Raw genomic sequence first — 24,594 nt, 5'->3', positions numbered from 1 at the left:
CCAAACGCTCAATGGTTATGGGTACAGAACCTAGTCCACCGCGGCCGACAGAGCCGGCCTGATCGCGCCCCTGCTCTCGCGCGGCCCCCAGCGGGTCAACACGACGCTGGAGCAGGAGAGCAGGCCGAGCACGACCATCGAGCTCGCCGCCAGCCAGAAGAAGCTCTGCGCGGTGGCGTCGTGCGTCGACAGCCACCAGCCGAGCGCCGCGATGTAGATCAGCCGCGCGGTCTGCGCCAGCACCGGCCCGATCACCTTGGCCGCGCCCTGCGAGGAGAAGTACATCGTCGAGGCAAGCCCGATGAAGGCGTAGAACGGCGCTACCGTCGACAGATATTGGTGGCTGGCGGCGCGCACCATCGCACTGTCGGTGAAGATGTTGACCCAGAGATCGGGGAAGGTCGCCACTAGGCAGGCCGGCGCGCCGACGGCGACGAATGCGCTCGCGCCCGCGATCCAGGCGATGCGCCGGGCGCGCGCGATGCGCCCGGCGCCGACTGCCATGCCGATCATAGGCACCGAGGCGATGCCGAACGAGAACGCGATCGAGGTCAGCAGGAATTCCAGCCGTGCGCCGATGCCGTAGCCGGCGAGGATCGCGGTGCCGAACTTCGCCAGCATGTGGGTGAAGATCGAGATCGTCAGCACCGATTGCAGCGGCGAGAAGCAGGCGATGGCGCCGACCTTCAGGATATCGAAGAACATCACCCATTGAATGCGAAGGCCGCGCAGTTTTGGAACGACGCGGGCGCGGCCGGAGAACAGGTACCAGCCCATCACGCCGATGTTCATGGAATAGGCGATCAGCGCGCCGGCGGCGACGCCGCGCATGCCGAGTTGCGGCATCGGCCCGAGCCCGAGACCCAGCGTGCCGCCGAGCACGATCTGCCAGACCGCGGAGTTCAGGATCAGCAGCGATGGCAGCTTCATGTTGCCGGTGCCGCGCAGCACGCCGGCCATGGTGTTGAGCAGCCAGGGCAGCACGGCACCGCCGAAGAACACCTGCGTGTAGGCGATCGCATGGGTCAGCACATCGCCGCGGCCGCCGAGCATCTCGAGCACCCTCGGCCCGAAGATCAGCATGCCCAGCATGAAGACGAGGCCGAAGCTGAGGCCGATCAGCAGCGCATGCGCGGCCAGCGTGCCGGCGCGCTCGCGATCTCCCGCGCCGAGCGCGCGTGCGATGGCGGAGGCCACCGCGCCGCCCATGGCGCCGCCGGACATCGTCATGGTCAGGATCACTGTCGGAAACACCAGCGCCATCGCGGCCAGCGCTTCCACACCAAGACGTCCGATATAGGAGGTCTCCGCGATCACCACGCAGGTGCCGGCCGACAGCGCCACCACGTTGGGCCAGGCCAGCCCGAGCAGCGTGCGCAGGATCGGCCCGTCCGTCAGCGCGCTCTTCACGGGACGCGGAGGCGGCGGCAACGGGCGTTCTTGCTCATCGACCGGGATTTCGGCGATGTCGGACATGTCCTCTCCCGGGCACGAGCGCCTTCTGCGGCGCGGCAATCACTTGGTGTGCCAATAACTTTTCTCGCGCGTAAGGCGCGGCGAGGCTTGTTAGCACGGTGGCCGCCGATTCCTCCTGCGCCTGATGCAGGCGTGCCCTGCGGCAGCGCATTTCAACGGGTGGAATTACCCGATCGTCCAGACCAGCGGCGGCCGGCCGCCCGCCGTCGGGCGCAGGTGCACGCCGATATGCCGGCCGCATCCCGCGGCCAGCCCTTCAAACAGTCCTTCGAGCACCTTGGCGCCGGCGCGGTGATGATCCGTAACATCATCCATCAGCTTCCAGCTCTGCTGGCGGATTTCGAAGGTGCCTTCGGATTGCGAGGTCTCGGCAACGTCATCCTGCGCGGCGAACAGCGCGTTGAGGAATGACGCAAACTCCACGGCGCCACCACGCTTCATCGCGAGCGCCGCGGCGACCTCGTCGAAATATTGCATGCCGATCAGCTTGCCGGTGAGATGCAGGAGATAGCCTGCGTCTTCCGGACCGAACAATTGCACCATCACGGGCGCGGCGGTGCGGACATATTCCATGGCGTAGTTGCGATAGGCTTTTTCGAGCCGCGGCTTTGGCCAGCTCGCAACGGGCAGCGCCGGCGCGGTCTTGGCGTCGAACAGCGGCGCTTCGAGATGGCGCGCGAACACCAGGCGCTGGTCGAGTTCGAGCGGGTGGTCGTACTGGTGATAGTAGCCTTCGAGCCCGTCCTGGCCGTCGACGCTCTGCTTGGTGCAGACGAAGCCCAGCCTGAGATCGCCAAGCGCAACGCCGTTGTTGGCGTGCCAGCCGCGCAGCATCGCGCGGCTCACCTCGCCCGGCACGCCGCAGATCGCGGTGCCCTTCCAGATCCAGCGCGGCGGCGGATAGCGGATCCACGCCTTGGTATCGCTCTCATACATGTATTCGACATGCACACCGCCGATCCAGTTGGAGAGATAGTGATACTGCGCGGCAGCCACCGCCGGTGGCAGATGGTCGAGCCCGAGCTTCTTCAGCCCCGGCAGGAAGCGCTCCTGCTGCTGGCGGCGGAAGACGCGGAAGACGAATTCCGCAGCGTGGGCCGTGCCGCGCCGGGTGACGACGGTGAGGATGAGGCCGGTGAAGTAAGCATGGTAGAGATCGGCCACCGCGCGCCAGCGTTTCCATTGGGCTTCCTGCGCGGTGTCTGCTGCGGCGGTCATGTTTGCTCCCGGCTTGTTGTTTTGCGGGAGTGTGTCATTGCGGATGGAGTGACGCAACCAACTACATTCGCTGTCATCGCGCGCGGGCGGCGATCCAGTATTCCAGAGACGGTTGTGATTGAATCGAGAGGCCGCGGCATACTGGATTCCCCGCCTTCGCGGGGAATGACAGCAGAAATTAGGGCTAGCACTACACCCGGAAGTGCTTGCTCAGCTTCAACCCCTGCGCCTGGTAGTTGGAGCCGATGCGCTGGCCGTACATCGCGTCGGGGCGTGCCAGCATCTTCTCGTAGACGAGGCGGCCGACGATCTGGCCGTGCTCGAGGATGAAAGGCACTTCGCGCGAGCGCACTTCGAGCACCGCGCGCGATCCCTGCCCGCCGGCGCCGGCATAGCCGAAGCCGGGATCGAAGAATCCGGCATAGTGCACGCGGAATTCGCCGACCAGCGGATCGAACGGCACCATCTCCGCAGCGTAGTCGGGCGGCACCTGCACCGCTTCTTTGGAGGCGAGGATGTAGAACTCGCCGGGATCGAGGATGAGGCTGCCGTCGGGGCGGGCCGAGATCGGCTCCCAGAACTCCCCGACCGCATAGCCGGAGCGGCGGTCGACATCGACAACGCCGGTGTGGCGCTTGGCACGGTAGCCGACAAAGCCGCTTCCCTTCTCGCCGGCGAGATCGACGGAGACGGCGACACCGCCGGACAGATCCGCATCGTCGATGTCGACGAGACGCTCGGCGGCATGCAAGGTTTCGAGCGCGTCGGCATTGAGGATGGCGTCACCGGCGCGGAAACGAACCTGCGACAGGCGCGAGCCCTCGCGCACCAGCACCGGAAACGTCTTCGGGCTGATCTCGGCATAGAGCGGACCGTGATAGCCGGCGCCGATCATGTCGAAGCGGCGGGTACCGTCGGCGATCACGCGGGTGAAGACGTCGAGCCGGCCGGTGGAGCTCTTCGGGTTCGCGGCCGCGACGATCTCCGGCGGCAGAGCGAGGCTTTCGAGCAGCGGCACGATATAGACGCAGTTGGTCTCCAGCACCGCGCCGTCGGCGAGGCTGAACTCGTGCAGCTTCAGTTCGTCGATGCGCTCGGCGACGGTGGCGCCGGGGCCGGGCAGGAAGCTGGCGCGGACACGATAAGCGATGTCGCCGAGGCGAAGGTCGAGGCTCGCCGGCTGGATCTGGCTTTCGACGAAGTCGTAAGCGGGCAGGATGAGGCCCGCTTCCGCCATCGCCGCGATCATGCGGTCGGGCAGGATACCATTGGCGTCGGCGGCGACCGTGAACGTCAAACCGGGGTCCTCGTCAGGGGGTAAATGTATCCGGACATGCGGAAAATACAGCTTTTTACGGCTATCCGATGCACGCCTTGACGAAAAGGGCATTGCGGAATATGAGCATGACTTATCCCGTGGTGATTTGAGCCGGCCGGCTTGCAGCCACGTTAAATAAGTCGCTAAACAGGCCGGGGACCTCTGTGATCCCGGCCCGTGGAAGTTATCCAGGCCGGTTTTTTTGTGACCATTTTCGATGGTCACGCAGAGGAGATCCTATGTCGAAGTCCCCGGCGTCCACCACGCAATATCGTCCCGAAACCCGTCTGGTCCATTCCGGCACCCTGCGCTCGCAATATGGCGAGACGTCGGAGTCGCTGTTCCTGACCCAGGGCTATGTCTACGACACCGCCGAGCAATGCGAAGCGCGGTTCAAGGGCGAGGACCCCGGCTTCATTTATTCGCGCTACTCCAACCCCACCATCTCGATGTTCGAGCGCCGCATGATCGAGCTCGAAGGCGCTGAAGCGGCGCGCTCGGCGGCGACCGGCATGGCCGCTGTGACGACCGCGATCCTCGCGCCGCTGAAGGCCGGCGATCACGTCGTCGCCTCGCGCGCGCTGTTCGGCTCGTGCCTCTACGTCATCCAGGACCTGTTGCCGCGCTACGGCATCGAGACCACGCTGGTCGACGGCTCCGACCTCGACCAATGGCAGCGTGCGCTGAAGCCGAACACCAAGACGTTCTTCCTGGAGAGCCCGACCAATCCGACGCTCGACGTGCTCGACATTCCCGGCATCGCCGAGATCGCGCATAGTGGGGGAGCGCGGCTCGTCGTCGACAACGTGTTCGCGACCCCGATCTGGCAGAGCCCGCTCGCGCTCGGCGCCGATGTCGTGGTCTATTCCGCAACCAAGCACATCGACGGCCAGGGCCGGTGTCTGGGCGGCATCATCCTGTCGTCGGAAGCGTTCGTTGCCGAGCACCTCCACAATTTCATGCGCCAGACCGGCCCGTCGATCTCGCCGTTCAACGCCTGGATCCTGCTCAAGGGCCTGGAGACGCTGGCCGTGCGCGTGCGCGCGCAGACCGAGTCGGCGGCGCGCATCGCGGACGTGCTGGCGAGCCATCCCAAGATTTCGCGGCTGGTCTATCCCGGCCGCGCCGATCATCCGCAGGCAGCGCTCGTGAAGAAGCAGATGCGCGGCGGCTCGACGCTGGTCGGCTTCGAGGTGAAGGGCGGCAAGGCAGGCGCCTTCCGCGTGCTCAACGCGCTCAAGCTTGCGAGGATCTCGAACAATCTCGGCGACGCCAAGAGTCTCGTCACGCATCCGGCGACCACGACGCATCAGCGCCTGAAGCCGGAAGACCGCGCCGCGCTCGGCATCAGCGAGGGATTCATCCGCTTCTCCGCGGGGCTCGAGCATGCGGATGATCTGATCGAGGATCTGACGGCGGCGCTGGAGAAGGCGTAAGGGGGACGGTGGTCTCGTAGGGTGGGCAAAACGAAGCGTGCCCACCATTCGCGATCTCGGTGCCGATAAATGGTGGGCACGGCGCTTTGCGCCTTTGCCCACCCTACGGCACTGCAGGGCTAACCCACCCCAAGCACCCGAACTACATCGGCCGATACGCGCGCACGTCTCCAGGCACGTTCACCCCGAGCTTGATCTGGCCGACCGAGCGGATGATGTCGTCGCCGAGGAGTTGGGCGAAGCAGGCGTAGCCCCAATCGTTCATGTGCAGTCCGTCGGCGATGACGAAGCTCTCGACCGGGATCGATTGGTTCTCGTGCCAGTCGCGCATCACCTCGAAGCGCGGGAAGATGCCGACGTGACGGAGCTCGGCGACCTTGCCGAGCAGCTTCACCATCTTGCCGGCGCTCTCCTTGCGCTGGTTGACGGCCGGCGAATATTGCGGATCGACCAGCACGATGTCTGCATCGCCTGCGGCCTGAATGCTGGCGATGCCGTTCTCGACGAGCTTGGCGGTATCGCCGGGATCAAGGTTGCGCAGCACGGCGTTGGTACCGACTTGCCAGATCACCAGATCGGGATGCACGTCGATCACCTCGGTCTGGAGACGCTTCATCATCTCGGGCGCATCCTCGCCGCCAACGCCGGCATTGACGACGGTGATGTCGGCGGTCGGATACTGCCGGCGCAGCTGTGCGGCGAGACGATTCGGATAATTGAAATCGGGCGAGCTTGCGCCATAACCGGCGGTCGACGACGAGCCGAACGCGACGATCACGACAGGCTTGCCGGCGATGAGCTTGTTCGCGACATGCGGCAGCGAGCCCATCGTCTTCGAGCCGCCCTTCGGCGCGAGACACGGCACGCGGTTGAAGATGTCGCCGGCGGATTTGGCGACCTGCTTCACCCTGTCGATCGCGCGCCCGGTGATGCTGCGCTGCTCCGCGGAGGGGTGGGTGGCCGCAATTGTGGTCTGGGAAGGCGAGGCGGGCGCGGGATTAGCGGACTGCGTCGGCGCGGACGGTGCCTGCGCGGCTTGGGCTTGAGCCTGCGCAGGCGCCTGCATAACCGGCGTCAGCAACAGCAGGGCCGCGGCGGGTGCAGCCAGCCATGCCGTCAGGCGAAAAGGGTGGAGAGAACTCATTAACGCTAGACCTCAATTTTGCTGCTGGGTCGGCCCCAGATGGGCTGCGTCGATCACAAATTGTGCCAACGCCCGACCAAGGCAATCGTGGACCTGCTTCGCCAGCTCGGGCCCGCGGGACGGGCTGAACAGATCGAACTGACCCTGATCATTCCACTGCCGCATGATCGCGAAACGATCGAACAGCGGGACATCATGCTCCTGCGCCACCACGCGCATATTATCGAGATAGGGCGGTACCGAGATCATGGTCTCGGTACGCGGGCTGTACTGCAAGTTCATCAACACGACGTCAGCCCCTGCATTTTGCAGCGCGGCAACCCCATCGGTTACAGCGCCGCGAAAATCCTCGGGATCGATGGCTCGGATAGCATCCACGGTCCCGGTCTGCCAGATGACCAAAGTAGGCCTTTTTGCTTCCATCAGCTTAACGAAGCTGGCAGCCGCCTCCTCAGCCGTTTTCTTGCTCTGTATTTCTACGGAGACGTTCACTGCCTCCGACGGCGGCAGCTTGTCCTTCAAAATGGCCTGCATGCGCGCTGGATATGAGGCGTCCTCGGAGGCCGGAATCGTGGTCGAGCGGCTGCCGATGACGAGGATTTCGAGCGGCTTGCCGGCCTTGATGGCATCGGCGACCTTGGGAAGCTGGCTCTCGCTGGTGAGCAGATAGGACGGCAATTCGCAGGCGGGGGGCCCGTCCGGGGTAGAAGGCGCAGCATCGCCCGCGCGCGCCAAAGGCGCGGCGAGGTTACCGCATAGCAGGACCAGGCTCAGGAGAACCTTCGCCTTCATCAGCCCCCTCCCGCCATATCGGCGCTGCCGATGGCGTTTTTGGTCTTCGCACCACTCTTGTCAGCCACGCGTTTGTACCACGAAATCACCCACGCCACGCCCCACATGATCAGGATTCCCGAGAGACTAATTAGCGCATGCATGAACGGCCCGCCGGAGACTTCGGCCAGGATGAAATGGCCGGCAAAGGCGAGGAAGACGCCGAGGCAGAAGATCTCGAGGGAATGCGACCCGCACAGGATCAGCGGCCGCAGCCAGGGCGATTTCAAACCCGACCAGTCCCGCGGCAGGAAACGCACGGTGAGGGCGGCCAGCGCCAGGAAATGCGTGAAACGCAGCACGTCAAGGTTGGTCTTGTCGATTGGATACATCCATTGCTCGAGCCGCTTCGGCATCAGGTGGGGCACCTGCGGCACATACCAGGTCAGCGTCACGTAGAACGCCGCCACAAGATAGGCGATCGAGATCCACATCGTTACCCGTGACGCCAGAATACGCGACATGCGCCGCGCGCCTCCGAGCGCGCACCAGGCGCCGAACACGAACAGCAATTGCCAGGCAAAGGGATTGAACGCCCAGAACCCGTTCGGATAGGCCGACAGATAGAGGTCGTACTCCCAGGTCACCGCGTAGAGCACGACCGAAAGGCCGAGCGTGACGTCTGGCCTCCACTTCATCGACCACAGGATCAAAGGCAGTGCCAGCATCAGCACGATGTAGAGCGGCAGCACGTCCATGTTGACGGGACGGAAGCGGAGCAGCAGCGCCTGCACGATGGTGACATCGGGCTGCTTGAGGAAATCCATGATGCCCATCTCTTCGGTGTAGAGCGGGTTCTCGAAGCTGGTCGCGACGTAGGAGATTTCAGCGAGGAAGATCGTGAACAGGAAGACGTGGGCGACGTAGATCTGCCAGACGCGCCGCAGGATGCGCGCGGTGGCGATGACGACACCCGACTCCAGCATCGCCCGACCATAGACAAAGGCCGCGGTGTAGCCGGAGATGAAGATGAAGATCTCGGTGGCGTCGCTGAAGCCGTAATTGCGGATCGTGAACCAGGTCAGCAGGCTCGGCGGCAGATGGTCGATGAAGATCAGCCACAGCGCGAGACCACGGAACAGGTCGAGCCTGAGCTCGCGCTCGCCGATGGCGGGCAATGAGATGGCCGACGCGGCGGCGCGCGGCCTGACCTCCGCAGGCCTGGCCTCCACGGCTGTGGCGGTCCCTGCGATCGTCGATCCCGTCACTTGGTCGGCAATGGTCATCGGGGCCCGAAACCCTCACGCAAATCGCGACGTTGAAATGGAGTGTACCGGTCCGGCCGTCGTCTCGCAAAGCGGCCGGATCACATCAGGGTGTATTTCCCCGGGGGGGTACTTCCTCGCAAATTCGGGCGGGACGATGTCGCCAAAGCCGCCTGCGGCGTTTGGTTCCCGAGCGGATTTCGGTATGATGGCAGCCATGTACCGCGCCGTGACCCGCCAGATCGAAGTGACCGTCGAGCCGAATTTTGTTCCGGAGCAGTCGTCGGCCGACCGTTCCCGCTTTTTCTGGTCCTACACCATCGTCATCACCAATTCCGGCGAGGAGACCGTGCAGCTCAAGACGCGGCACTGGATCATCACCGACGCCACCGGCCGGCAGCAGGAGGTGAAGGGCGAAGGGGTGGTGGGCGAGCAGCCGACGCTGGCCCCCGGCGAGCACTTCGAATACACCTCCGGCGTCCCGCTCACGACCGCTTCCGGCTTCATGACCGGCCGCTACCAGATGGTCAGCGAAAGCGGCGAACGCTTCGAGATCGACGTGCCGACATTCTCGCTGGACAGCCCGGACAACAAGCGGGTGTTGAATTAGCGCGGTGCCGTAGAGTGGGCAAAGGTACAAAGCGCCGTGCCCACGAGTTCGGTCTCGGTGCAAGGAACGGTGGGCACGCTTCGCTTTGCCCACCCTACGAGACCCGAGTGTTTGGCACGCTCTCTCCCCACCGTCATTGCGACGGAGTATGAGGCAATGGCGTCGCTCTTTCGGTTCGCACTTTGAATCTCAGACACGCCTTCTCATTCTCGCGGCGCGTTTCGCCCGAGCTTTGCTTGATCTCTCCACCCTCCAATCCAAGAGGGCGCAGGGAAGGCCGGGCGCCGACAGGCACCCGCGGTCCGCTGCGCGAAGATGTAGCGCAAAAGAACCGCACAGCAGCATACAGGTGTCGCCGATCACTCGGCCTTCCCTGCGCGATGGTTGGACGGCTTATGCCGTGCTCTCCCGGGAGCCGAACTTTCCTTCTGGCCTCCCTCGCCCCGCGAATTGACGATGCCGTCTACCCGGTTGGGCTCGCGCGCATCTCCGCGACAGGCTTGACCGTAGCAACGACGGCCAGGACCACACGGTTTTGCCGTACGCGCTCAGCGCCGCTCGTCCGCACGAAGCCTCGGGCTCACAGGGACTACCCGCCCTGCCCTTAGCCTCTCGCGCACGACGCTGCCGCGTCCACCGCAGGCCCGGCTCGCATATCGCGACGACGTACGATCGCCCCTCAAGGATGAGCCGGGATGGGCGACATATACGACAATTCCGAATTTCGGTAAAGTGGAATATTTTCGACGGAAGGGATTGACGGCAATTCAGGTGTTTTGCCCGTCGGGTCGCGAGGGCCCGTCGACCGAGTGCTTACGCGTCCTCCACGCCCGCCTCATCCGGCGTGAACTCGTACACCGACGAGCAGAATTCGCAGGTCACGACGACCTTGTCGTCCTTGATCATGTCGGCGCGGTCTTCGGCCGAGAAGCTCTTCAGCATCGCACCGACCGCATCGCGCGAGCAGGAGCATTGCGCCTTGAGGACCAGCGGATTGAACACGCGCACGCCGCGTTCGTGGAACAGACGGTACAGTAGCCGCTCGCCGGAGAGATCCGGATCGATCAGCTCGACGTCTTCGACGGTCTCGATCAGCGAGCGTGCCTCGACCCAGGCGTCGTCTTCAGCGACCGCGTGCACCTCGACGCCCTCGGGGGCATCGCCGGGATGCAGATCGGCCTGCCGCGCGCGCTCCGGCGCCTTGGGCAGGAACTGCATCAGCATGCCGCCGGCGCGCCAGCGATGCTTGCCGCCGTCGTTGGAACGCCACTCCTCGCCGACCGCAAGACGCACGCGCGTCGGGATCTGCTCGGAGCGCAGGAAATATTCGTGGGCGGCATCTTCCAGGCTGCCGCCGTCGAGCGCGACGAGGCCCTGGTAGCGGCTCATGTCGGGGCCTTGATCGATGGTCATGGCGAGATGACCGCGGCCGAGCAGCGTGCCGGAATCCCTGATATCGCCGAGACGCTCAGCATCAAAACGCGCATAAGCGCGCAGGCGATCCGGCGCCTGGTAGTCGACGACCAGGAACGACACCGGCCCGTCGGTCTGGGCCTGCAGGATGAAGCGGCCCTCGAATTTCAGCGCCGAGCCGAGCAGCGTCGTCAGCACGATGGCCTCGCCGAGCAGCTTGCCCACCGCGGCGGGATAATCGTGCTTGGTCAGGATCTCGTCGAGCGCCGGGCCAAGCCGCACCAGCCGCCCGCGCACGTCGAGCGCGTCGACCTCGTAGGGCAGCACCGCATCGTCGATCGGAACCGCCGATGGTGCGCGAACCGGGCCCTCTAGCCCGGTTTTCATGTCAGGGGATTGGGAAACCATGGCGCATTATCTGGGGTCGGAGGGCGGAAATGGAAGGGGTGCGGGGTGGCACAAACTCGGTGTCGTCCCGGGGCGCGCGGAGCGCGAGCCCGGGATCCATAACCACAGGATGACGTGATGGCGCGAGATGACAACTCGGAGTCCTCGCCAAATTACGTCCTGTGGTTATGGATCCCGGATCTGCGCGCCGCTGTGCGGCGCTTGTCCAGTATGACAGCGAAGGGTGGCGCAGCCGCCCGCGCCACAGCCGCTATTTCACCGCGTCGAAGCACCAGGCCAGAATGCCCTTCTGCGCGTGCAGGCGGTTTTCGGCCTCGTCGAACACGACCGATTGCGGACCGTCGATCACGTCGTCCGTGACTTCCTCGCCGCGATGGGCGGGCAGGCAGTGCATGAACAGCGCGTCGGGCTTGGCCAGCGACATCAGCTTCGCGTTGACCTGGTAGGGCTTGAGCACGTTGTGGCGATGTTCGCCTTCCTTGTCGCCCATCGACACCCAGGTGTCGGTGACGACGCAGTCGGCGCCCTTCACGGCGGCTTCCGGATCGGTGCCGAGCGCGATCGGCGCGCCGGTCGCCTTGATGAAATCGCGCATGACTTTCTTCGGCGCGAGCTCCGGCGGGGTTGCGACGTTGAGCTGGAACTTGAAGCGCTCGGCGGCGTGGGCCCACGAGGCCAGCACGTTGTTGTCGTCGCCGGTCCAGGCCACCGTCCGGCCCTCGATCGGGCCGCGATGCTCCTCAAAGGTCATGAGATCGGCCATCACCTGGCAAGGGTGCGAGCGGCGCGTCAGGCCGTTGATGACGGGCACCGTCGCATATTCGGCAAGCTCGAGCAGCGCATCGTGGTTGAGGATGCGGATCATGATGGCGTCGACATAGCGCGACAGCACGCGCGCGGTGTCGGCGATGGTCTCGCCGCGGCCGAGCTGCATCTCGGCACCGGTGAGCATGATGGGCTCGCCGCCGAGCTGGCGCATGGCGACATCGAACGATACCCGGGTGCGGGTCGAGGGACGCTCGAAGATCATCGCCAGGGTCTTGCCTTCGAGCGGCCTGACCGGCTGATGCGCCTTCTGCTTCGCCTTCATGGCGGAGGATGCGGCGAGCATGCTCTTGAGCTCCGCCAGCGGCAACTCGTTGATATCGAGGAAGTGTTTTGGCGACTTGCTCATCAGCTTGCCGCCCGCTTGGTCTTGCTCGACGAGATCGCGGCGCAGGCACGCTCTAACCGCCCGACACTGTCCTCGATTTCGGCTTCGGTGACGATCAAAGGCGGCAGGAAGCGCACGACATTGTCGCCGGCGCCGACCGTGAGCAGTTTTTCGCTCCGCAACGCCGCGACGAGATCGCCGGATGGCACCACGGCCTTGATACCGATCAGGAGGCCCTCGCCGCGCACTTCGCTGACCACGTCGGGATGGCGGTCGATCACGGAGGCGAGCTTCTGCTTGAGCAGCAGCGACATCCGCTGGACGTGGTCGAAGAAGCCGGGCTTGAGCATGACGTCGAGCACGGCATTCGCCGCCGCGATCGCGAGCGGGTTGCCGCCGAAGGTCGAGCCGTGCGAGCCGGGGCCCATGCCGGAAGCTGCGTCCGCGGTCGCCAACACCGCGCCGATCGGGAAGCCGCCGCCGAGCGCTTTCGCCAGCGACATCACGTCAGGTGTGACGCCGGTGCGGCGATGCGCGAACAGATCGCCGGTGCGGCCCATGCCGGTCTGCACCTCGTCGAACGCCAGCAGCAGCCCCTTGTCGTCGCAGAGCTGGCGCAATGCCCGGAGGAAGGCAGGCGTCGCCGAACGCACACCACCCTCGCCCTGGATCGGCTCGATCAGGATGCCGGCGGTCTGCGGACCGATCGCCTTCTTCACGGCCTCGATGTCACCGTGCGGGACCTGGTCGAAACCGTCCATCGGCGGACCGAACCCTTCGAGATATTTCGCGGATCCTGTCGCCGCCAGCGTCGCCAGCGTGCGGCCGTGGAAGGCGCCCTCGAAGGTGATGATGCGGTAGCGCTCCGGATGCCCCTTGGAGAAGTGGTGATGGCGGACCAGCTTGATCACACCCTCCAACGCCTCGGCGCCGGAATTGCAGAAGAACACGAAGTCCGCGAAGCTTTCATTGCACAGGCGTGCGGCGAGCTTCTCGCCGTCCGGGCTCTGGAACAGGTTCGACATGTGCCAGAGCTTGGTCGCCTGCTCCTGCAACGCCTTGACCAGCGCGGGATGGGCATGGCCGAGCGCATTCACCGCCACGCCGGAAGTAAAATCGAGATAGCGCTCGCCATTGGTCGCGATCAGCCAGCAGCCTTCGCCGCGCTCGAAACCGAGGTCGGACCTGGCGAAAACGGGGAGCAAATGCGGCGCTGCGCTGTTAGTCATGACTGTCACTTGAATGTTGCGGACGGTGAGCGTGCATTACGCAACGCACCATTCACCGGCCCGGAAAACGAAACGTGCCGCCTTTTAAGGGCGGCACGCGGGACTATCTTATGCTTGGTGAAACGGGTGTCAATGCCGCCCGGAAAGCCTCGCGAAACGCTGAATCCGTAGTCTTGCGGTGGCGATTTTGCGGGATTTCGCCACGGAACATGTGGAAGCGAGTCGGCGGACTCTTGCGCGTGAGTCACGCCATATTGTAGCGTTTGGCTTGTCAGATACGACATCTCGTGCGGCAGTTCTGATCTCTAAGTCCTCATGTACCGGCGTAAACGTTCGGGCGGCTCTCGGTGCCCGGCGAGCCTTAAGGGATTCTGACGGCACGGGTTTTTCGAGGCTTAGGCATTCGCAGTGCAGCCCCAGGATGGAGGCGCGCGGCGAAGGAAAGGGTGCAATGACGGTTTTGACCTGGTCGGATGATCGCGTCGAGCAACTGAAGAAGCTCTGGGAGGCCGGGTTGTCGGCCAGCCAGATCGCGGCAGAGCTCGGTAATGTCACCCGCAACGCCGTGATCGGCAAGGTGCACAGGCTCGGCCTGTCCGGCCGCGCCAAGAGCCCTTCATCCGCTGCGCCGCGGCCGCGCAAGGCGCGTCCCGCCCAGCACATGATGCGGGTGAGCCGGCCCATCGCGCGCGGCAACACCGCGCTGGCACAGGCCTTCGAGGTCGAGGTCGAGGCCGAACCGGTCACCTACGACAACGTGGTGCCGATGAGCCAGCGGCTGTCGCTGCTGGAGCTCAACGAGGCGACCTGCCACTGGCCGGTCGGCGATCCCTCGAGCCCGGATTTCTTCTTCTGCGGCGGCAAGGCGCTCTCCGGCCTGCCCTATTGCGCCCAGCACTCGCGGGTTGCGTATCAGCCGGCAGCGGATCGCCGGCGCGCGCCGGCGAAGCCGGGTCCGCGCTGAGGTAGCGGAATTCTCTGATCGTCAACGCGGCGGCCGTCACACGATGACGGCTCCAATTCCTCGGTGTCATCCCCGCCTAGTGCGCAATTGCGCGCGGGGCGCGGGTATCCATAACCACAGGGCGCAATTGTTGCGCGCGATGGTCGCTCCGAGTCTTCGCCAAACCACGTCCTGTGGTTATGGATCCCGGGCTCGCGCTGCGCGCACCCGGGGATGACGACGGAAATTGTTGCCGCAGCTCGCTAAGCCAACAGCCGCTAAACCGCCTTACGTCTGCTCGGCCTTCGCAAAGCGATCGTCGAGCGCATAGCCGGCGCCGCGGACGGTGCGGATCGGGTCCTGCTCGCGGCCGAGATTGAGCAGCTTGCGCAGGCGGCCGATATGCACGTCGACGGTGCGTTCGTCGATGTAGATGTCGCGGCCCCAGACGCTGTCGAGCAGTTGCTCGCGCGAGAACACGCGGCCGGGATGCTCCAGGAAGAACTCCAGCAGGCGATATTCGGTCGGGCCGAGGTCGATCGGCCGGCCCGAGCGCGCCACGCGGCGCTTGTCACGATCGAGCTCGATGTCGCCGTAGGCCAGCACGGTGGCGAGCCGCTCCGGGCTGGCGCGGCGCAGCAGGCCCTTCACGCGCGCCAGGAGCTCCGGCACCGAGAACGGCTTGACGATGTAGTCGTCGGCACCGGTCGCAAGGCCCCGCACCCGCTCGCTCTCCTCGCCGCGCGCGGTGAGCATGATGATCGGCAGCTGCTTGGTCTCCGGCCGGGTGCGAAGCCGCCGGCACAATTCGATGCCGGACAGCCCCGGCAGCATCCAGTCGAGCACGATCAGATCGGGAATGTGCTCCTTGAGACGGGTGTCGGCGTCGTCGCCACGCATCACCGTCTCGACGTCATAGCCGTCGCCTTCGAGGTTGTAGCGAAGCAGCTCGGTGAGAGCTTCCTCGTCTTCAACCACCATAATGCGTGCGCCCATCGGGTCGTGGCTCCTCAAGTCGTCAGGTATTCGGGACCGTCGTGGCGAAGGTCGTCATGTCGCCCTTCGGCCGCTTGTCGGTGATCGCCTGACCTTCGATCATGTAGAACACGGTCTCGGCGACGTTGGTGGCGTGATCGCCGATACGCTCGATGTTCTTGGCGCAGAACATCAGATGGATGCAGAACGAGATGTTGCGCGGATCCTCCATCATGTAGGTCAGGAGCTCGCGGAACAGCGAGGTGCAGATGGCGTCGACTTCCTCGTCGCCCTTCCACACCGCCATCGCCGCCGGCAGGTCGTGCGCGGCGTAGGCGTCCAGCACCGACTTGACCTGCTGCTGCACGAGGTCGGTCATGTGCTCGAGGCCGCGGAACAGCTTGAGCGGATGGAAATCCGTCTCCAGCGCCGCGACGCGCTTGCCCATGTTCTTGGCGAGGTCGCCGATGCGCTCGAGATCGGTCGCAACCCGCATGGCGCCGACGATCTCGCGCAGATCGACCGCCATCGGCTGGCGGCGCGCGATGGTGAGAACGGCGCGCTCCTCGATCTTCTTCTGCAGCGCGTCCAGCTCGGCGTCGATGGCGACGACGCGCTGACCGAGCGCGACGTCGCGGCGGATCAGCGCGTCGACGGAATCGACGATCATGCGCTCGGCGATGCCGCCCATTTCCGCGACCAGCCGGGTGAGTTCCTGCAGGTCGGTGTCGAAGGCCTTTGCGGTATGTTCAGTGCCCATGTCCCGTCTCCTCAACCGAACCGGCCGGTGATGTAATCCTGGGTGCGCCGATCGGTCGGCGACGTGAAGATCTTGCTGGTGTCGTCGAACTCGATCAACTCGCCGAGATACATGAAGGCGGTCTTGTCGGAGACGCGCGCAGCCTGCTGCATGTTGTGGGTGACGATCGCGATCGTGTAGTTCTCGGACAGCTCCTGGATCAGCTCCTCGACCTTGGCGGTCGAGATCGGATCGAGCGCCGAGCACGGCTCGTCGAACAGGATCACTTCCGGCCGCACCGCGACGGTGCGGGCGATGCAGAGGCGCTGCTGCTGGCCGCCCGAGAGCGAAAGGCCCGACGCGTTGAGCTTGTCCTTGACCTCGTTCCACAGCGCGCCGCCGCGCAGCGCCTTCTCGACGCGGTCGTCCATCTCGGACTTCGAGATCTTCTCATAGAGACGGATGCCGAAGGCGATGTTCTCGTAGATCGTCATCGGGAACGGCGTCGGCTTCTGGAACACCATGCCGACGCGGGCGCGCAGCAGGTTGAGGTCCAGCCTGGGGTCCAGGATGTTGGTCTGGTCGAGCATGAGCTGGCCGGTGGCGCGCTGGCCCGGATAGAGGTCGTACATCCGGTTGAAGATACGCAGCAGGGTCGACTTGCCGCAGCCCGACGGGCCGATGAACGCCGTGACGCGGTTGGTGCCGAGCGCGAGGTTGATGTTCTTCAGCGCGTGGTGTTCGCCGTAATAAAAGTTCAGGTTGCGCACCGTCACCTTGGCCGGGGCCTCGGGCAGCACCGGCGCCTGGGGCAACCCACCGGCCGCGCTCATCGATACGGAAAGCTCACTCATTTTGCGGTCCTCTCGGCGCCAAGGATGCGCGCACCAATATTCAGGGCAAGAACAGTCAGGGTGATGAGCAGGGCCCCGCTCCACGCCAGCTGCTTCCAGTAGGCGTAGGGGCTCTGCACGAAGTTGTTGATGGTGACCGGCAGGTTCGCCATCGTCTTGGTCAGGTCCAGGCTGAAGAACTGGTTCGACAGCGCGGTGAAGAGCAGCGGCGCGGTCTCGCCGGCGACGCGTGCGGTGGCGAGCAGTACGCCGGTGATGAGGCCGGCGCGGGCCGAGCGATAGGCGATCCGCTTGATCACCAGCGAGCGCGGCAGGCCGAGCGCCGAGGCCGCCTCGCGCAGCGCGTTCGGCACCAGCAGCAGCATGTCCTCGGTCGTACGCAGCACCACCGGGATGACGATGACGGCCAGCGCGAGCGCGCCCGCGATCGCCGAGAAGCCGCGCATCGGCACCACCACCGCGCCGTAGATGAACAGGCCGATGATGATCGAGGGCGCCGAGAGCAGAATGTCGTTGATGAAGCGGATCACCGAGGTCAGGCGATCGTTGCGGCCGTATTCGGCGAGGTAGGTGCCGGCGAACATGCCGAGCGGCGCACCGATGCCGACGCCGATCACGGTCATCATCAGTGAGCCGACGATGGCATTGAGCAGGCCACCCTCGTTGGATCCGGGCGGCGGCGTGTTCTCGGTGAACAGCTGAACGTTCAGGCCCGCAAGGCCGTTGTACAGCAGCGTGATCAGGATCAGCGCTAGCCAGGTGACGCCGAAGGCGGCAGCCGCGAAGCAAAGACCGCGGACGATGAAATCCTTGCGGCGGCGACGTGAATAGATCGGGTTCATGGCGCTAGTTCCCCGCCTTCTTTTCCAGGCGCATCAGCATCAGCCGGGCGGCTGCGAGCACGAAGAACGTCAACACGAACAGCAAGAGGCCAAGCAGGATCAGGCCGGACTGGTGCAGGCCGTCGCTTTCGGCGAACTCGGATGCGATCGCCGCCGAGATCGTGGTGCCCGGCGCGAAGATCGACCCGGAGATGCGGAACGAGTTGCCGATGATGAAGGTCACCGCCATGGTCTCGCCGAGCGCGCGTCCGAGCGCCAGCATGACGCCGCCGATGACGCCGACGCGGGTGTAGGGGATGACGACGCTGCGGACGACTTCCCAAGTGGTGCAGCCGACGCCGTAGGCCGCTTCCTTCAGCACCGGGGGCACCGTCTTGAACACGTCGACCGAGATCGAGGTGATGAAGGGCAGCACCATGATGGCGAGGATCAGCGCGGCGTTGAAGAGGCTGAGATAGGACGGCGGGCCGGCGAAGATCGCACCCAGCACGGGAACGCCGTCGAAGATCTTGATCATGAAGGGCTGGAAGCTGTTGGCCAGGAACGGGCCCAGCACGAAGAAGCCCCACATGCCGTAGATGATCGAGGGAATGCCGGCGAGCAGCTCGATGGCCATGCCGATCGGACGGCGCAGCCATTGCGGGCAGAGCTCGGTCAGGAAGATCGCAATGCCGATCCCGACGGGAATGGCGATCAGCATCGCGATGAAGGAGGTGACGAGCGTGCCGTAGATCGGGCCGAGCGCGCCGAGCACGGGCGGATCAGCCGACGGCGCCCAGCGCTGCGTCCACAGGAAGGAGAGGCCGAACTCCTTCATCGCCGGGAAGGCGCCGACGATCAGCGACAGGATGATGCCGCCGAGGATCAGCAGCACGGAGATCGCGCTCAGGCGCGTGATCCAGTAAAAGGTGACATCCCCGAGCTTGAACGCGCTCAACGCCTTGGCGCGGTCATAAGGTCCGGCGGCATCAACTACATTGCTCTCGACAGCCATCTCAGCCACGCCGATCCCCTGTACCCGTTTTATATACGCTTGTTGTCGGTCTTGCGCTCCGGATACGGCGCGAAGCCGATCCGGAGCGGACGTCTTGCGGATCCCGGCACCGCGTCCGGGACAAGAGCGCTCAGCTCTTGATGTCGGAGGACCAGGTCTTCTCGATCAGCTTCACGACGCTGTCGGGCATCGGGATGTAGTCGAGCTCTTCGGCCATCTTGTCGCCGCTCTTGAACGCCCAGGCGAAGAACTTGAGGGCTTCCTTCGAGGCCGCCTTGTCGGTGGCATCCTTGTGCATCAGGATGAAGGTCGCCGCCGTGATCGGCCAGGACTTCTCGCCGGGCTGGTCGGTCAGGATGACGTAGTAGCCGGGAGCCTTGGCCCAGTCGGCATTGGACGCGGCCGCCTGGAAGGCTTCGACCGTCGGCTGCACGGTCTTGCCGGCCTTGTTGACGAGACCGGTGTAGGTCAGCTTGTTCTGCTTGGCGTAGGCGTACTCGACGTAGCCGATCGAGTTCTTGGTCTGGCCGATGTTGCCCGACACGCCTTCGTTGCCCTTGGCGCCAACGCCGACCGGCCACTCGACCGCGGTGCCCTCACCGACCTTGCTCTTCCAGTCGGCGCTGGCCTTGGAGAGATAGTTGGTGAAGTTGAAGGTGGTGCCCGACCCGTCCGAACGGCGGACGACCGTGATCGCGTCCGACGGCAGCTTCACGTTCGGATTGAGCTTCTTGATGGCAGCGTCGTCCCACTTGGTGATCTTGCCGAGATAGACGTTGGCAAGCGTCTCGCCGTCGAACACCAGCTCGCCCGGCTTGACACCCTCGAGGTTGACGACGGGAACGATGGCACCCATCACCATCGGCCACTGAACGAGGCCATCCTTCTCGAGCTGCTCGGCCTTGAGCGGGGCATCGGTCGCGCCGAAGGTCACGGTCTTGGCCTGGATCTGCTTGATGCCGCCGCCGGAGCCGATCGACTGATAGTTCAGACCGTTGCCGGTCTCTTTCTTGTAGGCGTCAGCCCACTTCGAATAGATCGGGAACGGGAAGGTCGCGCCGGCGCCCGTGATGTCGGCAGCAAAGGCCACCGTCGTCGATGCGGCGACCAAGCCGGCAGCGACGATAGTCTTGAGGAAATTCATGCTGGTCTCCATACAGGGGAGCGAAGCGCCATCCGCGCCCGATCGCGCTCCCCGTGCCGCCCCTTTAGGAGCGGTCGGCTGTGCTTTTACGAAGGTTTCGTGACAGTCGGATGACAGGCGCAACCAGCTGAAATAACTTGGATTTCAGGCTGACGCCGGAGTCCTGACCTGGGGAAAACAAGCGGTGAAAGTGGCGCCCTGCTTGGGCACGCTTTCAATCAAAAGCCGGCCGCGATGACGGTTAAGGATATGTTTCACCAGCGATAATCCGAGCCCGGTGCCGCCCTGCGAGCGGCTGTCGCCGACGTCCACCCGGTAGAACCGCTCGGTCAGCCGCGGCAGGTGCTCGGGCGCGATGCCGGGGCCGAAATCGCGGACCAGGACCCGGATTTCCGGAGTTCCATCAGGGGCCGCGGCGGAATTCATCGACACGATGACGCGTCCGCCCGAGGCACCGTATTTGAGCGCGTTCTCGATCAAATTCTCGAACAGGCGGAGCAGCTCCTCGCGGTCGCCCGCGATCATCACTGGCGCTTCCGGCAGGCTGGTCTCGATCTCGACCTGGCGTTCCCGGGCCAGCGGCTCGAGCCCGTCGGCGACCTGGAAGATGATCGGCAGCAAGTCGACCAGGGTGTCGGGCCGCACATGGGCCGACAGCTCGACCCGCGACAGCGACAGCAGATCGTCGATCAGGCGCGCCATCCGCGTCGCCTGATTGTGCATGATGCCGAGGAAGCGCTCGCGCGCCTTGGGATCGTCCTTGGCCTGGCCCTGGAGCGTGTCGATGAAGCCCGACAGCGCGGCGAGCGGCGTGCGCAGCTCGTGGCTGGCGTTGGCGACGAAGTCGGCGCGCATCTCCTCGACCCGGCGCAGCGGCGTCTGGTCGTGAAAGGTCATCAGCATGCATTTGTCGGCGCCGCCAAAACTGGTGGGCACCGGCACCGGCGTGATGATCAGCTCCATCCAGCGATCGACCGGGACGTGGTCGAGATAGGTGGCGCGCCGCGGTTCGGTGGTCGCGATCGACTCGCGCAGCGCCGTGATGATCTCCGGCGAGCGCAGCGCGAACTGGGCGAGCTCGTTCCTGCGCAGCGCGGGCGCCAGCTGGGCGGCAGCGGCGTTGAGATGGATGACGCGGCCGGCACGGTCGAGCAGCACGGCCGGATCCGGCATGCCGGCGACGACCGCCGCCACCGCCGCGCTCTCAACCGGGTTGACGCGCCGCGTGTCGTCGCGGGAAGCGGCGGTATCGTGCAGCCGCCAGGGGATCAGCGCCGCAGCCGCGATGCACAGCAATACCGCCACCGCCCGCATGACCGACAATTCGCCGAGCGCGACCAGCACCGACAGCGCCAGCGCCGCGGCGATCAGGATGATCGTCGAGTGCCGCAGCCGGTCGGACCATGGCTGTGCGGAGGGAGAAGATGGGGCGTCGATCGCCATCGGGGCAGGCTTCTCCTTGGGGGCAGTGCCGGTCAGGCGCCGCCGTCGCTACGCTCTCGCACATAGGCGGCTTCAGGCGCCGGGCCGGGGTCGAGCTTGAGCGCCGCCTGTTGCAGTCGCTTCGATCGCGCGCCGATGATAACCTCGCGAAACGTCAGCAAGATTACAGAGATGACGAAGGGAGACAGATAATAGAGGACGCGGAACAGGAGCATGCCGCCGAGCAGCTCCTCGCGGTCCATCTGCCAGAGGCCGACCAGCATGGCGGCGTCGAATACGCCGAGGCCCCCGGGCGAATGGCTGGCAAAGCCGAGCAGCGTCGCCGAGACGAAGATCACGGCGACCACGACGAAGCCGAGATTGGGCTCGTCCGGGACCAGCACGTACATCGCGAGCGCGCAGAAGCCGAGATCGATGATGCCGATCGCGATCTGGAGCAGCGTCAGCGGACCACCCGGCAGCACCACGGTCCAGGGGCCGCGGCCGACCACGCGCGGATGGGTCCAGACCCAGACCACGTAGGCGACCAGCCCCGCGATGATCATCATCGCCAGGGTCCGGTTCAACCAGGGCGGCAGCTGGTCGATCGAGGCGGCGGCTTCCGGATGGTAGGTGATGCCGAGGCCGAGCACCGCGGCATTGCCGAGCCAGAAGGTCAGGCCGGCGAGAAAGCAGATCTTTGCGACGTCGATCGCGTTCAGGCCATAGGCCGAATAGATGCGGTAGCGCACCGCGCCGCCGGTGAAGACGCTGGCGCCGACATTGTGGCCGATCGAGTAGCTGGTGAAGGCGGCGAGCGCGTTGATGCGGTAAGGCACATGCCTGTGGCCGATCGCACGCACCGCGAACAGATCGTAGAAGGTCAGGGTGAAATAGCCCGCGGCCACGAACAGCGCCGCCATCGCGATCTGGCGCGGCTCGGTGCTCTTGATCGCCTCGATCACCTCGTTCATGTCGATGCCGCGCAGCATGTGGTAGAGCACATAGCAAGCGATGCCGATGACCGCGACGCTGATCACAACTCCAAGCTTATGCAGGACTTGCTTCTGGCGCAGAAACGTCGTCGCCCTGCGTATGGCTTCCAGCATCTAGACCTCGAAAAACGCTTCAGCGGCCAAGGTGGCCGGCGGACAGGCGGACGACGCACAGGCACTCAACGAACCCTCGCCACCGGCTCCGGCATCGCGCATGCCCCCTGCCTCTCCACTAGCGCGTTTTCGGGCGCAGTGGAATTCGCCAATTCGAACAAAAACTCGTGCCTTCAATATTTTAGGCAGGATTGCGGACCCCTGATGCACGGTTTGGCGCTTTCGGCGGCAAGACTGACGCGAATCTCCGTGGCAATCCTGCGCAGGTGCCATGAAGTTTTGATGATTTCGGCCGTACAATGTTCCGTCATGGCTTAAGCCGACGTCAATCTATGGGCCGCGCCCGCCTGTTGAAAGAGGGGGCGACCGGTGCGTCTGATCACGGTTTCCGTGTGCCCCAAGCGACCAGGGTGCACGGCAACATCACGGAGCGGCCGCAGGCTGGCTCCGCGAGACCACCCGGTCGCGCAGCAAGGCGCCGATGGTGCAGCCGACGAGGTAGCAGGCGAACATGACCAGGGCGAGGTCGAGCCAGTAACCGAAGCGGCCGGGGACCACATGCGCGAAGGAGGCTGCGACCAGGGCGACGGCGAGCGCCGCGAGCCAGTATGCGGTCACCTTCGAAGTGCCGTTGCCGCGCTGGACCACCGAGATCCAGCCCATGCAGAAGCCGAGCAGCAGCGAGCCGATCAGCCAGCCCATATGGAACGAGACGAGATAGGGCATCGTCACCTCACCAGAAATTCGATGCGGCGGTTCTGCGCCTTGCCGTCGTCAGTGTCGTTGCCCGCAACGGGTTGCGTGCTGCCATAGCCGACCGCGGTGAAGCGGCTGGCGGGCAGACCGGCCTTGACCAGATAGTCGATCACTGCCTGGGCGCGCTTCTCCGAGAGAGCTTGATTGACGGAGTCCTCGCCATCGGCATCGGTATGCCCGGCAACCTCGATATTGGTGGTGGGACAGCGCAATGCCGTCTCGATGAGATGATCGAGAATGCCGGCGGAATCCGGATCGATGTCGGCGCGCCTCGTTGCGAAGCGGATCTTGCCCTTGTTCAACAGCTCCGAGAACAATTGCTGGCAGACGGTGCCGTCGACCGGGCCCGCCGCGGGTTTCACCGTGATCTCCGGCTTGTACTGCCAGTTCCTGGGAAAATCCTTGCCGAGGCCTGCGCGGATGTCGTTCGCGGCGCTCTCGTAGAGCGCATCGCCCGACAGCTTCACCTCGCGATCGGAGACGACGAGCGTACCGGTCGACAGCCGCGACAGTGCGCCAAGGGCTGCGACCACCGCGATGTTGAAAGAGCCGGGGGCTCCGATGCTGGCCTTGAGATTGTCGACGACTTTCTCGGTGAAGAACTTTCGCGAAGCACTCGTTGCGATGGCTGCGTGCAGATTGTTGTCGGGCACGTAGCCGGTCAGCGTCACGGTCGCGGCGACCGGGTCCTTGTAGGCCTGGAAGATATAGGGCGGCGCCTTGATCTCGTTGGCGGCGATCGAAAAGCCCTCGGGCAGGTTCTTGAGCGCAGCCGCAATCGCCTCGCGGCCGCCGAGATCACGCGCCATGCCGGAGAGATTGACCTTGGTGTCGGTGATCGTGATCTTGCCGTCCTTCAGCCTGCCGATCTGGTCGAGCAGCAGCATCGCGGCCGCCTCGAACCGCGGCGGCGCACCGCGCGCCAGACCCATCTGATCGGCGACTTCGACGCCGCCGACCTCCTTGCGAGCCGCCTCGGTCAGCCGGCCCTTCATCGACGGCAGCGGCGCGGAGCCCGACAGCGTCACCCGCACCACGTCACGTTCGGCATTCCAGACGAAGGGTTTTGCCTCGGGAACAAGGCGGGTCCGGTCGTCGACCACGCGCACACCGGGCACAGCCTCGACCGCCATCACGGCGTCGCGGCGCCCTTCCTCGGAAAAGGCGTCCGCGGCCAGGCTGACGTCGCGGCCGTCCACCGTGATACGGGTCTTGTCCAGGACGGTGTCCTTGAGGGCGGCCGAGCTGCGGGCGGAGAGGTCCGCCTCGACCGGCAAAGTGTTATTCCAGGCCGCAAATCCCCACATGACGGCCAGGGGGATCAGCCCTGGCCACCATTTGCTGGCCCACCTGAAAAGCTTTTGCATTCGACGAC

At 65.0% G+C, this 24,594-nt stretch carries 22 protein-coding genes and 1 riboswitch; of the genes, 3 read left to right on the top strand and 19 right to left on the bottom strand.

Annotated elements, in window-relative coordinates; translation table 11 throughout:
* Positions 1-30: 30 nt before the first annotated feature.
* The 3 genes from WHZ77_RS02095 to WHZ77_RS02085 form a co-directional block, all read right to left on the bottom strand.
* The gene (locus WHZ77_RS02095) at positions 31-1,476 is read right to left on the bottom strand and encodes an MATE family efflux transporter (protein ID WP_375312171.1); all 1,446 of its coding nucleotides are present in this window, start codon (positions 1,474-1,476) and stop codon (positions 31-33) included.
* A gap of 165 nt (positions 1,477-1,641) precedes the next feature.
* On the bottom strand, positions 1,642-2,694 hold the full coding sequence (locus WHZ77_RS02090) for a hypothetical protein (protein WP_375312170.1): 1,053 nt from the start codon (positions 2,692-2,694) through the stop codon (positions 1,642-1,644).
* A gap of 190 nt (positions 2,695-2,884) precedes the next feature.
* A complete protein-coding gene (locus WHZ77_RS02085; RefSeq protein WP_375314879.1) occupies positions 2,885-3,943 on the bottom strand; it encodes a 2'-deoxycytidine 5'-triphosphate deaminase in 1,059 nt (352 codons plus the stop codon).
* A gap of 157 nt (positions 3,944-4,100) precedes the next feature.
* A riboswitch (SAM riboswitch) is annotated at positions 4,101-4,180 on the top strand.
* A 71-nt stretch (positions 4,181-4,251) separates the two neighbouring features.
* Here WHZ77_RS02085 and WHZ77_RS02080 point away from each other — a divergent pair.
* Complete coding sequence (locus WHZ77_RS02080) at positions 4,252-5,448, top strand: O-succinylhomoserine sulfhydrylase (RefSeq protein WP_375312169.1); 1,197 nt, start codon at positions 4,252-4,254, stop codon at positions 5,446-5,448.
* A 142-nt stretch (positions 5,449-5,590) separates the two neighbouring features.
* On the opposite strand, the gene WHZ77_RS02075 is transcribed toward WHZ77_RS02080, so the two are convergent.
* From WHZ77_RS02075 to WHZ77_RS02065, 3 genes are read right to left on the bottom strand one after another with little or no spacing between them, the layout of a single operon-like run.
* The gene (locus tag WHZ77_RS02075; protein ID WP_375312168.1) at positions 5,591-6,592 is read right to left on the bottom strand and encodes an SGNH/GDSL hydrolase family protein; all 1,002 of its coding nucleotides are present in this window, start codon (positions 6,590-6,592) and stop codon (positions 5,591-5,593) included.
* A gap of 12 nt (positions 6,593-6,604) precedes the next feature.
* Positions 6,605-7,384, bottom strand: coding sequence for an SGNH/GDSL hydrolase family protein (locus WHZ77_RS02070; RefSeq protein WP_375312167.1), 780 nt, complete (start codon positions 7,382-7,384; stop codon positions 6,605-6,607).
* Positions 7,384-8,649: an OpgC domain-containing protein gene (locus tag WHZ77_RS02065; protein WP_375312166.1), complete on the bottom strand. Its 1,266-nt coding sequence runs from the start codon at positions 8,647-8,649 to the stop codon at positions 7,384-7,386. The genes WHZ77_RS02070 and WHZ77_RS02065 overlap by 1 nt, the downstream gene beginning before the upstream one ends.
* Positions 8,650-8,845: 196 nt before the next feature.
* On the opposite strand from WHZ77_RS02065, the gene apaG reads away from it, so the two are divergent.
* Positions 8,846-9,238, top strand: coding sequence for a Co2+/Mg2+ efflux protein ApaG (apaG, locus tag WHZ77_RS02060; RefSeq protein WP_375314878.1), 393 nt, complete (start codon positions 8,846-8,848; stop codon positions 9,236-9,238).
* Between the two features lie 813 nt (positions 9,239-10,051).
* Here apaG and WHZ77_RS02055 read toward each other — a convergent pair.
* The 3 genes from WHZ77_RS02055 to WHZ77_RS02045 all read right to left on the bottom strand — a co-directional run bounded on the left by WHZ77_RS02055 (position 10,052) and on the right by WHZ77_RS02045 (position 13,441).
* Positions 10,052-11,059 carry an Hsp33 family molecular chaperone gene (locus tag WHZ77_RS02055; RefSeq protein ID WP_375312165.1) on the bottom strand — a complete coding sequence of 336 codons (1,008 nt, stop codon included), beginning with the start codon at positions 11,057-11,059 and terminating at the stop codon, positions 10,052-10,054.
* Between the two features lie 250 nt (positions 11,060-11,309).
* Positions 11,310-12,233: an ornithine carbamoyltransferase gene (gene argF / locus WHZ77_RS02050; RefSeq protein WP_375312164.1), complete on the bottom strand. Its 924-nt coding sequence runs from the start codon at positions 12,231-12,233 to the stop codon at positions 11,310-11,312.
* The gene (locus WHZ77_RS02045) at positions 12,233-13,441 is read right to left on the bottom strand and encodes an aspartate aminotransferase family protein (protein WP_375312163.1); all 1,209 of its coding nucleotides are present in this window, start codon (positions 13,439-13,441) and stop codon (positions 12,233-12,235) included. Before WHZ77_RS02045 ends, argF begins: the two co-directional genes overlap by 1 nt.
* A 451-nt stretch (positions 13,442-13,892) precedes the next feature.
* Between WHZ77_RS02045 and WHZ77_RS02040 the strand changes: the two genes are divergently transcribed.
* Positions 13,893-14,405, top strand: coding sequence for a GcrA family cell cycle regulator (locus WHZ77_RS02040; RefSeq protein WP_015689154.1), 513 nt, complete (start codon positions 13,893-13,895; stop codon positions 14,403-14,405).
* Positions 14,406-14,672: 267 nt separating this feature from the next.
* On the opposite strand, the gene phoB is transcribed toward WHZ77_RS02040, so the two are convergent.
* From phoB to WHZ77_RS01990, 10 genes are all read right to left on the bottom strand, one after another.
* The gene (gene phoB, locus WHZ77_RS02035) at positions 14,673-15,380 is read right to left on the bottom strand and encodes a phosphate regulon transcriptional regulator PhoB (protein WP_008143479.1); all 708 of its coding nucleotides are present in this window, start codon (positions 15,378-15,380) and stop codon (positions 14,673-14,675) included.
* A gap of 22 nt (positions 15,381-15,402) precedes the next feature.
* The gene (phoU, locus tag WHZ77_RS02030; protein ID WP_015689155.1) at positions 15,403-16,119 is read right to left on the bottom strand and encodes a phosphate signaling complex protein PhoU; all 717 of its coding nucleotides are present in this window, start codon (positions 16,117-16,119) and stop codon (positions 15,403-15,405) included.
* A gap of 11 nt (positions 16,120-16,130) precedes the next feature.
* Positions 16,131-16,952, bottom strand: coding sequence for a phosphate ABC transporter ATP-binding protein PstB (pstB, locus tag WHZ77_RS02025; protein WP_015689156.1), 822 nt, complete (start codon positions 16,950-16,952; stop codon positions 16,131-16,133).
* Entirely contained in the window at positions 16,949-17,794 is an 846-nt protein-coding gene (pstA, locus tag WHZ77_RS02020) for a phosphate ABC transporter permease PstA (protein ID WP_375312162.1), read from the bottom strand. The genes pstB and pstA overlap by 4 nt, the downstream gene beginning before the upstream one ends.
* Positions 17,795-17,798: 4 nt before the next feature.
* Entirely contained in the window at positions 17,799-18,788 is a 990-nt protein-coding gene (gene pstC, locus WHZ77_RS02015; protein WP_375314877.1) for a phosphate ABC transporter permease subunit PstC, read from the bottom strand.
* Between the two features lie 130 nt (positions 18,789-18,918).
* The gene (gene pstS / locus WHZ77_RS02010) at positions 18,919-19,932 is read right to left on the bottom strand and encodes a phosphate ABC transporter substrate-binding protein PstS (RefSeq protein WP_375312161.1); all 1,014 of its coding nucleotides are present in this window, start codon (positions 19,930-19,932) and stop codon (positions 18,919-18,921) included.
* Positions 19,933-20,076: 144 nt separating this feature from the next.
* Positions 20,077-21,375 carry an ATP-binding protein gene (locus tag WHZ77_RS02005; protein WP_375312160.1) on the bottom strand — a complete coding sequence of 433 codons (1,299 nt, stop codon included), beginning with the start codon at positions 21,373-21,375 and terminating at the stop codon, positions 20,077-20,079.
* 32 nt (positions 21,376-21,407) lie between these two features.
* Entirely contained in the window at positions 21,408-22,463 is a 1,056-nt protein-coding gene (locus WHZ77_RS02000) for a lysylphosphatidylglycerol synthase domain-containing protein (RefSeq protein ID WP_375312159.1), read from the bottom strand.
* Positions 22,464-22,886: 423 nt separating this feature from the next.
* On the bottom strand, positions 22,887-23,189 hold the full coding sequence (locus WHZ77_RS01995; protein WP_375312158.1) for a hypothetical protein: 303 nt from the start codon (positions 23,187-23,189) through the stop codon (positions 22,887-22,889).
* A 2-nt stretch (positions 23,190-23,191) separates the two neighbouring features.
* Positions 23,192-24,586 carry an OmpA family protein gene (locus WHZ77_RS01990; protein ID WP_375312157.1) on the bottom strand — a complete coding sequence of 465 codons (1,395 nt, stop codon included), beginning with the start codon at positions 24,584-24,586 and terminating at the stop codon, positions 23,192-23,194.
* Between the last annotated feature and the right edge of the window lie 8 nt (positions 24,587-24,594).

This window comes from Bradyrhizobium sp. A5, from assembly GCF_042076515.1.
Taxonomy (GTDB): domain Bacteria; phylum Pseudomonadota; class Alphaproteobacteria; order Rhizobiales; family Xanthobacteraceae; genus Bradyrhizobium; species Bradyrhizobium cosmicum.
Note: the sequence above shows the minus strand (reverse complement) of the source record. Positions and strands in the feature narration are given on the sequence as shown.